Annotated in this window: 12 protein-coding genes; 3 read left to right on the forward strand and 9 right to left on the reverse strand. The window is 61.9% G+C overall.

Features of this window, described 5'->3' with window-relative positions; translation table 11 throughout:
- Positions 1-57: 57 nt before the first annotated feature.
- Positions 58-3,465 (reverse strand): pyruvate carboxylase, encoded by a 3,408-nt coding sequence (locus AB0O87_RS12025; protein WP_363516015.1) that lies wholly within the window; start codon positions 3,463-3,465, stop codon positions 58-60.
- Positions 3,466-3,558: 93 nt separating this feature from the next.
- Between AB0O87_RS12025 and AB0O87_RS12030 the strand changes: the two genes are divergently transcribed.
- Entirely contained in the window at positions 3,559-4,371 is an 813-nt protein-coding gene (locus tag AB0O87_RS12030; protein ID WP_363516255.1) for a ParA family protein, read from the forward strand.
- 102 nt (positions 4,372-4,473) lie between these two features.
- Here AB0O87_RS12030 and AB0O87_RS12035 read toward each other — a convergent pair whose 3' ends face one another.
- The 3 genes from AB0O87_RS12035 to AB0O87_RS12045 form a co-directional block, all read right to left on the reverse strand.
- Positions 4,474-5,019: a MerR family transcriptional regulator gene (locus AB0O87_RS12035; RefSeq protein ID WP_363516018.1), complete on the reverse strand. Its 546-nt coding sequence runs from the start codon at positions 5,017-5,019 to the stop codon at positions 4,474-4,476.
- 100 nt (positions 5,020-5,119) lie between these two features.
- Positions 5,120-5,806 (reverse strand): MerR family transcriptional regulator, encoded by a 687-nt coding sequence (locus AB0O87_RS12040; protein ID WP_363516021.1) that lies wholly within the window; start codon positions 5,804-5,806, stop codon positions 5,120-5,122.
- Positions 5,806-6,291, reverse strand: coding sequence for an FHA domain-containing protein (locus AB0O87_RS12045; RefSeq protein WP_363516024.1), 486 nt, complete (start codon positions 6,289-6,291; stop codon positions 5,806-5,808). The genes AB0O87_RS12040 and AB0O87_RS12045 overlap by 1 nt, the downstream gene beginning before the upstream one ends.
- Positions 6,292-6,391: 100 nt before the next feature.
- Between AB0O87_RS12045 and AB0O87_RS12050 the strand changes: the two genes are divergently transcribed.
- Positions 6,392-7,051, forward strand: coding sequence for a copper resistance CopC family protein (locus AB0O87_RS12050; RefSeq protein ID WP_363516027.1), 660 nt, complete (start codon positions 6,392-6,394; stop codon positions 7,049-7,051).
- A gap of 9 nt (positions 7,052-7,060) precedes the next feature.
- The gene (lpdA, locus tag AB0O87_RS12055) at positions 7,061-8,458 is read left to right on the forward strand and encodes a dihydrolipoyl dehydrogenase (RefSeq protein ID WP_363516030.1); all 1,398 of its coding nucleotides are present in this window, start codon (positions 7,061-7,063) and stop codon (positions 8,456-8,458) included.
- Positions 8,459-8,531: 73 nt separating this feature from the next.
- On the opposite strand, the gene AB0O87_RS12060 is transcribed toward lpdA, so the two are convergent.
- The 5 genes from AB0O87_RS12060 to AB0O87_RS12080 all read right to left on the reverse strand — a co-directional run bounded on the left by AB0O87_RS12060 (position 8,532) and on the right by AB0O87_RS12080 (position 11,822).
- Entirely contained in the window at positions 8,532-9,260 is a 729-nt protein-coding gene (locus AB0O87_RS12060; RefSeq protein ID WP_363516032.1) for a methyltransferase domain-containing protein, read from the reverse strand.
- A complete protein-coding gene (locus tag AB0O87_RS12065) occupies positions 9,257-10,417 on the reverse strand; it encodes a type III polyketide synthase (RefSeq protein ID WP_363516035.1) in 1,161 nt (386 codons plus the stop codon). The genes AB0O87_RS12060 and AB0O87_RS12065 overlap by 4 nt, the downstream gene beginning before the upstream one ends.
- A 63-nt stretch (positions 10,418-10,480) precedes the next feature.
- Complete coding sequence (locus AB0O87_RS12070; RefSeq protein ID WP_363516038.1) at positions 10,481-11,095, reverse strand: CYTH domain-containing protein; 615 nt, start codon at positions 11,093-11,095, stop codon at positions 10,481-10,483.
- Positions 11,079-11,303, reverse strand: a complete 225-nt coding sequence (locus tag AB0O87_RS12075) for a response regulator (RefSeq protein ID WP_363516041.1) — start codon at positions 11,301-11,303, stop codon at positions 11,079-11,081. The genes AB0O87_RS12070 and AB0O87_RS12075 overlap by 17 nt, the downstream gene beginning before the upstream one ends.
- A 48-nt stretch (positions 11,304-11,351) precedes the next feature.
- Positions 11,352-11,822, reverse strand: a complete 471-nt coding sequence (locus tag AB0O87_RS12080; RefSeq protein ID WP_363516044.1) for an A24 family peptidase — start codon at positions 11,820-11,822, stop codon at positions 11,352-11,354.
- Positions 11,823-11,860 lie beyond the last annotated feature (38 nt).

Here is an 11,860-nt window from a genome sequence, read left to right on the forward strand (position 1 = left end):
CGCTCCAAGCTTGCGCGGGCCGCTGGCGCACAGATGCGTGGCCTCGCCCGCATAAGGCTAGTGCGCTGGACGGATCACGACCAAAAGATCGCCGGCGTCCACCTGCTGTGTCGCGGCTATTGCGTGCCGTTCGATGACCCCGTCAACGGGGGCGGTGATGGCTGCCTCCATCTTCATCGCTTCGATCGACGCCACAGGTTCCCCCGCGCGCACGGCCGCGCCGACGTCAGCTTTCAGCGTGACAACCCCGGAGAACGGGGCCGCGACCTGGCCTGGCACAGAGGTGTCGGCCTTCTCGACCTCGAGCGTGTTGACTTCGATCGATCGATCGCGGACGAACACAGGACGCAGCTGCCCGTTGAGGGTGGTCATGACGGTGCGCATGCCCTTGTCGTCAGCGTCGCCGATCGCTTCAAGCCCCACGTACAAGCGCACGCCTCGATCGATCTCGACTTGGTGCTCTTGCCCGACGACAAGTCCGTAAAGGTAGTCGCTCGTGTCAAGAACCGAGAGGTCACCGAATAGCTCGCGCCGCTCAGCGAACTCGGCGGTCGGCCCGGGGAACAACAGGGTGTTGAGCCGAGACCGACGCTCATCACTGGTCCCCGCAAGCGCCTTCTCGTCATCCGCCGTGATGTCTGCAAGCCCCATCTTTACCGAACGCCCTGCGAGTACTTTTGTTCTGAACGGTTCAGGCCATCCGCCGGGCAGATCCCCGAGTTCTCCTGCCATGAACCCCACAACAGAGTCCGGCACGTCGTACTTCTCCGGGTTCGCCTCGAAGTCAGCCGGATCGGCTTTGACCGCGGCAAGGTGAAGGGCGAGATCGCCAACAACCTTGGAGGAGGGCGTCACCTTGGGCACCCGTCCGAGAATGCGGTCAGCGGCCGCATACATGTTCTCGATGAGTTCGAAGTCATCGGCGAGCCCCAGCGCCTTCGCCTGCTGCCGGAGGTTGGAGAGCTGTCCGCCGGGGATCTCGTGATGGTAAACGCGACCCGTCGGCCCTGGTAGCCCTGATTCGAACGGACCGTACTGCCGGCGCACCGCTTCCCAGTAGGGCTCAAGGTCGGAGACGCTGTCCAGCGAGATGCCACTGTCTCGCTCGGTGTGGGCAAGGGCAGCGACCAACGATGAGAGTGAGGGCTGGCTTGTGGTCCCGGAGAGCGGCGCCGACGCCGCGTCTACCGCGTCTACTCCCGCTGCGCTGGCCGCGAGAAGGGTCGCGAGTTGACCGCCAGGCGTGTCGTGCGTGTGCAGATGCACCGGCAGGTCAAAGCGGTCACGAAGAGCCGTCACAAGCTTTGCTGCGGCGGCAGGCCGCAGCAGCCCAGCCATGTCTTTGATGGCGATGATGTGGGCGCCTGCCGCAACGATCTGATCCGCGAGACGTAGGTAGTAGTCAAGGGTGTAAAGATCTTCGGCAGGGTCGAGCAGATCGCCGGTGTAGCAGAGCGCTACCTCAGCGACAGCGGTGCCAGTCCGGCGCACTGCTTCGATCGCCGGTCGCATCTGCTCCACGTCGTTGAGCGCATCGAAAATACGGAAGATATCGACGCCACTCGCCGCGGCTTCAGCGACGAATGCATCAGTGACAGCCGTCGGGTACGGCGTGTATCCGACGGTATTTCGTCCTCTCAGCAGCATCTGGATCGCCACATTCGGCAACGCAGCGCGCAACTTATCGAGTCGCTCCCACGGGTCCTCCCCCAAGAAGCGCAGAGCGACGTCGTATGTCGCGCCGCCCCATGCCTCTACAGAGAGCAGGCCGGGCGTGAGACGCGCGAGGTAGGGGGCGGCAGCCGCGAGGTCTTTCGTCCGCACACGCGTCGCCAGCAGAGACTGGTGCGCGTCGCGGAAGGTCGTGTCAGTGATGGCGAGTGCGCTTTGCTCGCGCAGGTTGCGGGCGAATCCTTCTGGCCCGAGTTCGAGCAGTCGCTGCCGCGAACCAGGCAGAGGCTCAGCCGACATATCGATAGCAGGCAACTTCGTCACCGCGTCAACGACGCCGGGGTGCTCACCGTTGGGCTTGTTAACAGTGACGTCTACCAGCCAGTTCAGGAGCTTCGTGCCGCGGTCTTTCGACGGACGACCGCGAAGAAGCTCCGGTCGCTCATCGATGAAAGAGGTACTGACGTCGCCCGCTGTGAAGGACTCATCGTCGAGGAGCGCCTGAAGGAACGGAATGTTTGTCGAAACGCCGCGAATGCGGAACTCTGCCAGAGCACGACGAGCTCGTCCGACAGCGGCGGGAAAATCACGTCCGCGGCAGGTCAGCTTCGCAAGCATCGAATCGAAGTGCGGGCTGATCTGCGCCCCTTGGTGAACCGTGCCTCCGTCGAGCCGGATACCGGCACCTCCGGGCGAACGGTATGTGGTGATCTTTCCCGTGTCGGGGCGGAAACCTTGAGTCGGGTCCTCCGTCGTGATCCGGCACTGCAACGCGGCCCCACGAAGATGCAGATTCTGCTGTTGCAAGCCCAGCTCTTCCAGAGTCTGTCCGGCCGCGATTCGCATCTGGCTCTGCACCAGGTCCACATCTGTCACCTCTTCGGTCACAGTGTGTTCGACCTGGATGCGCGGGTTCATCTCGATAAAGACAACCTCACCGGTGCGCTCCCCTGCCGTCTCCAGGAGGAACTCGACAGTGCCGGCGTTTTCATAACCGATAGACCGCGCAAACGCGACCGCGTATCCGTGCAGCGCCGTGCGGACGCTGTCGTCGAGGTTGGGTGCGGGCGCGATCTCCACGACCTTCTGGTGGCGGCGCTGCACAGAGCAGTCACGCTCAAACAGATGCACCGTCTCGCCAGACTTGTCGGCGAGGATCTGTACTTCGATGTGTCGAGGACGAACGACAGCCTGCTCCAAAAACATACGAGCATCGCCGAAGGCGCTGGAGGCCTCCCGCATTGCCTCTGCTAACGCCGGGGCAAGATCGCCAGCGGTCTCGACCCGCCGCATTCCCCGACCGCCTCCGCCAGCGACCGCCTTGGCGAACAACGGAAAACCAATCTCTTCCGCCTGCGCCACCAGCGCGTCTACATCGTCGGAGGCTTGCGTGGAACGAAGGACGGGAACACCCGCCTCGATCGCATGGCGTTTTGCCTCGACCTTGTTGCCTGCCATTTCGAGCACATGAGAGGGCGGTCCAATAAAGACGATGCCGTTGTCTGCGGCCTTCTCCGCCAGCTCCGGGTTCTCAGAAAGGAACCCATATCCGGGGTAGATGGCGTCTGCACCAGACTCAAGGGCCACCCGAATGATCTCGTCGACATTCAGGTACGCGCGCACTGGATGACCGCGTTCGCCGATTTCGTAGGCTTCGTCGGCCTTCAGCCGATGGACAGAGCCCCGGTCTTCATGGGGGAAAACTGCGACAGTGCGCGCCCCCACCTCGACAGCAGCTCGAAATGCGCGGATCGCGATCTCGCCACGGTTCGCCACAAGAATCTTCTGAAACATGAACACCTCTGGGAGCTCGATGCGCAACATTTTCGATGCACATGGGGCGGGGCTGAGTGTGTCCCCAGCCTAGGGGAAGGTAACGTGGTGTTTGTGCACGTACTCAGCGTCAGCTCTCTCAAGGGAGGCGTCGGCAAGACGACCGTGACACTCGGGCTGGCCTCTGCGGCTTTTGCCCGAGGGGTCCGGACTCTCGTCGTCGACCTCGACCCCCAGTCCGATGTCTCTACCGGGATGGATATCCAAGTAGCAGGACGACTCAACATCGCCGATGTTCTGGCGAACCCGAAGGAGAAGGTCGTCCGTCAGGCGATCACTTCCAGCGGCTGGGCGAAGGTCCACCCAGGGACAATTGACGTTCTTATCGGTAGCCCGTCTGCGATCAACTTCGATGGTCCACACCCGAGTGTGCGCGATGTCTGGAAGTTGGAAGAGGCGCTCGCATCGGTAGAAGCCGACTACGACCTCGTTCTGGTGGACTGCGCCCCGTCGCTCAACGCCTTGACCCGCACGGCCTGGGCCGCAAGCGACCGCGTGATGGTCGTCACAGAACCAGGTCTCTTCTCCGTCGCCGCGGCTGACCGCGCACTGCGTGCAATCGAAGAGATCCGTCGCGGGCTCTCCCCACGACTGCAGCCGCTCGGCATTGTCGTCAACCGCGTGCGCCCTCAGTCCATTGAGCACCAGTTCCGCATTAAGGAACTCCGTGACATGTTCGGCCCCCTGGTACTTTCGCCCCAGTTGCCTGAGCGCACCTCGCTGCAGCAGGCTCAGGGAGCCGCGAAGCCACTACACATCTGGCCGGGAGACTCCGCACAGGAGCTCGCGGCTGACTTCGACCAGTTGCTCGATCGCATTATTCGTACGGGACGCATTGCCGTTCCCGAAAACGGTCAACAGAACTGATGCGTTAGACCGCAACACAGCAAAACGGCCATCCTCGTTGAGGATGGCCGTTTTGCGTAAAGTCTGCGCCGTTTGCGAGGCGAGTCAGTTCGCGACGCGAAATCAGGCGGAGCGCTTGGTGCGACGCGCAGAAAGCTCGTCAACAGGGTCTGGTGCCGCCGCGTCGAAGGCGATGAGCGTCGATTCGACCTCTCTCAGCACCTTGCCGACAGCGATGCCAAACACACCCTGGCCACGGCTCACGAGATCGATGACCTCGTCATTAGAGGTGCAGAGGTACACAGACGCTCCGTCGCTCATAAGAGTGGTGCCGGCGAGATCACGGATGCCGGCACGACGAAGCTCGTCAACCGCCGTGCGGATCTGCTGCAAGGAGATGCCTGTGTCGAGCAAGCTCTTGACGAGCTTCAGAACGAGAATGTCGCGGAAGCCGTACAGTCGCTGCGAACCGGAGCCGGTCGCGCTCCGCACAGTAGGTTCTACGAGCTCGGTCCGTGCCCAGTAGTCCAGCTGACGGTAGGTGATCCCTGCGGCTCGAGCAGCAACTGCCCCGCGGTACCCGACCTCATCGTCCATGGCCGGAAGGCCGTCCGTGAAGAGGAGTTCTGGCACAAACCGCGGTTCGCCTGTGAGCTCATCCGCATTCATCTGAATTCCTCCCTGGAACGGTTATCTTCCACGGTAGAGCAGTGCCAGGGCACCAGCAATGACATCCGTAGGACGGCGAAGGTGTGTCGCAATCAGTTCGTTACGAAAGCGCTCGTGTGAGTGCTTCCTTGACGAAGAGCGCACGCACTTCATCAATTTTTGAAGCAAGCTCTGGTGCCAGCTCACTCGCTTTTGCGCGCGATGCGGCGTCTGGCCGCCGAAGGAGTGCCGAAAGAGCAGACTCGATGAGCGCTACTTCACGCTCCGCTCCCTGACGCAATGAGCGAAGGTGCCGAGGCTCGATGCCGTGGCGATCCAGCGCAACAAGACCACGCAACAGCGTTACCGTGACCTCTTGATAGCTCTCCTGAGCGATGATGACGCCGGTGCTGATCGCGTCATTCAAAAGCTGAGGCCCCGCTCCCGCTGCCGCGAGGAGTTCATCGCGGCGGTAGCGACGGGGCGTTTGCGTAATGGAGGGCGGCGGCGCAAATGTGGAGGCTTCCCCTCCAGCCTCCGCTTCATCCAATTGCTCACGGATGACGCTCAAGGGCAAGTAGTGGTCTCTCTGCAGCGTGAGCCCGAGTCGCAGGCGCTCGATATCGGCTGCAGAAAACTTTCGGTAGCCCGAGTCCGTTCGAGAGGGGCTCACTATCCCCTGCACCTCAAGAAAACGGAGCTTGCTGGAGGTGAGGTCAGGAAACTCCGGCGTGAGCCGTGCGAGCACCTGACCGATACTCAACAGCCCCGCGGACGCTGAGCGCTCGCGGGCGGGGGACGCCGCCATCAGGCTTTCGCCGCCACCCGGTCACGCGGCGAGGAAAAGAAGTTCAGGCGGAACTTGCCTACGCGGATCTCAGACCCATCGACGAGGGCGCTACGGTCGACGCGCTCACCGTTGACGTATGTTCCGTTGAGGGAACGCTGATCGATGATCTCGAACGTTGGCCCTGTGCGGGTGATCTCCGCGTGCCGACGCGACACCGTCACGTCGTCAAAGAAAATACCTGCTTCAGGGTGGCGCCCCACGGTTGTCACGTCGGTGTCAAGAAGATAACGCGCACCGGCAAGAGCACCGGAACGAACCAGCAAAAGTGCTGATCCCGCTGGCAAAGCAGAAATCGCGCTCTGCTCTACGTCGGTAAGTTCCACTCCGAACGGTACGAAGGAGAGGTCGGAATCGTGCCCGAACGTCTGCGTCGCGTCATGTCTTTGCTCACCGGAACGGTGAATTGCGGCTTCTCCGGCCGGTCGGCTGTCGCTGTCAGTCACTGTGCCCTCCTGGTTGTCAAGACTAACGGATACAGAGCCGCCATCGGGAAGCTGCTTGCACACTCAGCGATCACATACTGGATCTTCATAGGATGAGTATGTGAAGACTCAAGCTCTGCGCCGCCCTGCCGCCCCGATTGCCCTCGCCGCCACGTTACTCGCCGCATTCCTGGTGCTCGTTGCCCCGCTGTCTGCCTCCGCGCACGACGCGCTCGTTTCGTCCTCCCCCGCTGCCGATGAGTCTGTCGATGTCGTGCCAACGGAATTGACTCTGACGTTCAGCGCCAAGCTGATCGACGGAGAGGGTGCTACCGAGGTCGTCGTGACGGATCCGGAGGGCAACTCCGTCACGGACGGCGAGCCGACTGTCGACGGTGCCATCGCTACGCAGCCACTCACCGGCTCTGGCCCCGCTGGCGTCTACAACGTGACCTGGAAGGTTGTCTCCAGCGACGGCCACCCCACCTCTGGCGAGTACGTCTTCACCGTCACGGTCGGCGACGATGGTGCTGCAACGGCCGAGCCCACCGCAGCGCCGACAGCAGCCCCCACCTCCGAGGAGAGCGTCGCGCCTTCTGCTTCGCCCGAGCCAAGCGTCACCGCTGTCCCGATCTCGCAGACGGACACCGATGTTCCGGCATGGGTTTGGGTACTCGCCGTTGTCGGTGTCATCGTGGTCGCCGGTCTCGTCGCTTGGATCGTCGCGAGACGCCGTAAGACACCGACGTCCACCGATTCCGAAGCCCCCTCAGAGCGATAGGCTTAAGGCATGCCACATTACGACGTCGTCATCCTTGGTGCAGGTCCTGGCGGATACGTCGCTGCGGTTCGCAGCGCGCAGCTCGGTCTTTCCACCGCCGTCATCGAAGAGAAGTACTGGGGCGGTGTCTGCCTCAACGTGGGCTGCATCCCCTCGAAGGCTCTTCTGAAGAACGCGGAGCTTGCACACACCCTGAACCACAAGGCCGATTTCTTTGGAATCTCCGGTGAGTTCACGATCGACTTCGGTAAAGCTTTCGATCGCAGCCGCGAGGTAGCGGCCGGCCGCGTCAAGGGCATCCACTTCTTGATGAAGAAGAACAAGGTGACCGAGTACGACGGCCGTGGAACCTTCACCGGCCCCAAGGCAATCTCTGTCGCTAAGGCAGACGGAACGACCGAGGAAGTCACGTTCGACAACGTCATCGTGGCCACCGGGTCGAAGGTACGTCTCCTGCCAGGTGTGACGCTCAGCGAGAACGTCGTCACGTACGAAGAGCAGATCATGAGCCGTGAGCTGCCGGAGTCGATTGTGATCGTCGGCGCCGGTGCCATCGGCATGGAGTTCGCCTATGTTCTGACGAACTATGGCGTCAAGGTCACCATCATCGAGTTCCTCGACCGCGCGCTTCCCAACGAAGACGCCGATGTGTCGAAGGAGATCACCAAGCAGTACAAGAACTACGGCGTCGACATTCTCACCTCCACCAAGGTGGAGACGATCGTCGACAACGGTTCTTCCGTGACGGTCACCTACACAGGCAAGGACGGTAAGCAGAGCTCGATCGACGCGGGCAAGGTGCTCATGTCTGTCGGATTCGCTCCGAACATTGAAGGCTTCGGTCTCGACAAGACCGGCGTAAAGCTCACCGAGCGCGGCGCAATCGAGATTGACGACCACATGCGCACGAACGTCGAAGGCATCTACGCCATCGGCGATGTGACCGCCAAGCTGCAGCTCGCTCACGTTGCCGAGGCACAGGGTGTCGTCGCAGCCGAAACGATCGGTGGCGCAGAGACCCAGACGCTGGGTGACTACCGGATGATGCCGCGCGCTACCTTCTGCTCTCCTCAGGTTGCCTCGTTCGGACTCACCGAGCAGCAGGCAAAAGACGAGGGTCGCGAGATCAAGGTGTCGACCTTCCCGTTCATGGCAAACGGCAAGGCGCACGGCCTCGGCGAGCCTGTCGGGTTCGTCAAGCTGATCGCCGACGCAGAGCACCTCGAGCTCATCGGGGCGCACATGATCGGCCCCGATGTCTCCGAACTTCTGCCTGAGCTGACACTCGCTCAGAAGTGGGATCTCACTGCTTTGGAGCTTGCACGCAACGTGCACACCCACCCGACATTGTCCGAAGCCCTGCAGGAGGGCTTCCACGGACTCGCTGGGCACATGATCAACTTCTAAGCCACAGTGCTCGTGAAGGCCCGGTCTCGCTTCGGCGGACCGGGCCTTCACTTGTTTGCGACGCTCGTCTCGCTCAGCCGATCGGCGCCGGATCGCCGTTCCACCTCAGCTCGAGGCGAGCGGGGATGCTTCCACGAACGCTCCATCCTGGCGGTGCGAACTCTTGCAGCTCGGCAACCGTGTAGGAACGTCTGACGCTCATGAGACCGTCTTCTCGGATGAAAGAGTCGGCGAGAGCGGTGCGAGCGAGGGGCCAGGTCACCCCGGCGTACAGCAGGTAGGCCGCTCTGCTCCTAGCGATGTCTTGATGGGATATCAGGCCACTGGCTGCGACCAGCCGACGGGAATCGCCGATGACTGTGCGCAGTTGCGCCCTGTCGAGGTGGTGCAGAACATGATTCGACAAAACGACATCGTACGTCTCCCCCGCTGCCACGAGTTCAGTGGTCATCGCACAGCGATAGGTGACGCCTGCCCCGCGGTCGTGCGCTTGCGCCCAGCGAATAGCGCGCTCATCCGCATCTAACGCCGTGATCTCAGCATCGAATCCGTCTCGTCGCAGCCGCCAAGCGAGGAAACGACAGAGGTCTGCTCCGCCAGCGCCGATATCGAGGATTCGCAGCCTCTGTGTGTGCGCTGCTCTCGGACGAATATCCCGGCGGTAGAGCCGCCCCGGGTGAGAGAGGAGTGCATTCAGTAGACCAAACCGGCCGTACGTGCGCGCCAGCATGCGCGCATCCGCATGTGGGTCGTCCATCAACTCGATGGCGTCAACATCCCGCTCTCGAAAATCGAATTTCATGACTCTGGCTGGAAGATAATCGTCAACAGCGCGCTCTCTGCCGTCAAACCGGGCCCGAAAGCCATCGCCGAGACCCGGTCTCCGTCGCGACTTGCCTGGTCTTCGAGAATTCGCTTGAGGACGAACAGAACCGTCGCACTCGACATGTTGCCGTTCTCGCGGAGTACTTCTCGCGCCGGGTGTAGCTGCGCGTCGCTGAGGTTCATGCGCTCCTGCACCCGATCCAAGATGCTGCGCCCACCCGGGTGGATCGCCCAGTGCTTGACCTTCTCCCCGACCTGGCCAGCTTCGTATGCTTCGGCCAGTTCACTCTCGTGTGCGTACAGGGGGCGGAGCGCCTCGATGATGGTCTTGCCGATGATCTGTGGCACCGCGGTGGAGAGCACCATCTCAAACCCGGTGTCGCCAATGGTCCAGGCCATGTCTTTCTCGCCCTCTGGGGCGATCGCCGTATGAAAGCGATCTAGCTGCAAACCTGCCACAGCGGAGGGGAGCTCCCGCGCCGTAACGATGCCGGCGGCCGCCCCATCAGCAAACAGCGAAGTAGCGACAATCGTGTCCGGATCCTCTGACGAGCGAAGGTGCAATGTGCACAGCTCCACACTCACCACCAAGACGACGGCATCCTCATCTGCAGCACAAAACTGGCTTGCCGCTCTGAGGGCAGGCATGGATGCGTAGCAGCCCATGAACCCCAGGTGGTAGCGCTGCACCGCTGGGGAGAGTCCCAGAGCGCGCACGATCTCGTAATCCGGCCCCGGTGCGTGAAATCCCGTGCAGGAGACTGTAATGATGTGTGTCACATCCGCAGGCTGCAGATCAGGGTCCACATCGATGGCCCGACGTGCGGCCTCTACGAAGAGTCGGCCCGCTTCTCTGGCATAGATGTCGTTGCGCGCTTGAGTTCCGGGTTCGTGCAGTTTTCTGGAGTGCGCGTCGAGAAAAATCGAATCGGTGACATCGCTCTCCGGTGAGAGCTCATCAATCACTGTGTGTCGTCTATCGATGCCGGAAACGTTGAAAGACGTGGTGACGATGCGCTGAGCCAGCCGTCCGAGACCGGGTTGTTGCGCGAACAGATCGCGCACCTGCTCTTGCAAAAGGACAGTGTCGGGAACGATCGTCTGCAACGATCGCAGCACAGGCTTTCGGGTCATATTCCCACTCCAGCATGCATTGAGGTCACGGGGAATGGGGTTGCGCTTGACCCCACGTTCTGCCTAGAAACCCAGCGCGCGCCCCAGCTTGGAATCGGAAGACGATTCAGTCCCCCCGACGGCCTGCACTGCTTGGGATACAGCGTGGAAAAAAGCCGCGCGCTCGTCTGCCCCCGTCGGCGCGGCAGGGCCGAGTTCCATCTCCCACTCACGCCACTGTCGCTGTACGTTGTGGCGCAGGTCGGTAGCGCGCACATGATCGTCGACGAACTCGGCGATCACGCCAGCCGGACCGGAGAGAAGGTATGCCGTGCGGTTGTTCTCAATACGAGCCAACGGCGTCAGCGGAGCGGTTGTCCATCGGGAGATTGCCTCTTCGACGGCCGCAGGAAGAGCGTTGCCTTCGCTGAGGGGCCAACCAAGTTCGACTCTGCCATCGCCCTGGCGAGGCCCTTTGATGTGCCACCCCTCATCGGGGCCGCCAGTGCGTCGACGCACTGCCACGCCAGCACGCGAGAGGGTTCCCTCTTGCGTATCGAAGTACTGGGCATCGAGGATGCGCACTTCACCCGAAGTGACAGCGTCTACGCCAGGCACCTCGTGCCAGGCAGGTATCGGCGTTTCGATACCGACATCATATTTACGCTCGACCTCGACTGTATTAGTCGGTGCGGTCATCATCGATGGTGGTGAGATCGTCGAGAGACTCCTCGAAGAAGAAGTCGATCTCGGTGGGTCCATCAGACGAGCCAGTGTTCGCCGGCTCGCCGCGACGGTTGTACACCACCTGTGTCTCGCTGTAAGGAACGATCAACTTGTCGTCCGCATCGCCGAGGGGAAGGATCTGCCCGTCCAGCGGGCCGCCGTGAAGTCGTGCAAGTGCCATAGCTTCAGCGTAATACCGTCGTCGGTGGACCGGGGCGAAGCGCACGAATTATCCGAGTACGACCCCCAGCACTGCCCCCGCGATCATCCACGGACCAAATGCAATGCGGGTGGCCCCGTTTGCCTTTCTCAAAAGAATCAACACCAGCGCGTAGAGCGCACCGAGTACGAATGCTGACGCTGCTCCGATCGCGAGTGCAGTCCACCCGTGCCACCCCAGAACAAGGCCGATAACGGCGGCGAGTTTTACATCACCACCCCCCATTCCCGCGCTACTGATCGCCCGCAGCACCGCGTAGAAGCCGCCCAGAATTAGCATGCCAAGAAGAGCTCGAACCAGCGCTTCGCTCTCCCCTGTGACGAGGGCATCGAACGCGGCGAGCGCCGTAAGGCCGACGAGGGTGGGCAGCACAATTCTGTTTGGAAGACGGTGCGTGCGCACATCGATCACGATCAGCCACCCTCCGATACCGAGCAGTACGACATGCACGAGAGAGACGAGCACGAATCGGATGTCCATCTCCGCAGGTTAGGAGATCGGCTGACTCCACGCAGACC

Origin of the sequence: Microbacterium sp. NPDC076768, from assembly GCF_040687205.1 — a bacterium.
Taxonomy (GTDB): Bacteria; Actinomycetota; Actinomycetes; order Actinomycetales; family Microbacteriaceae; genus Microbacterium.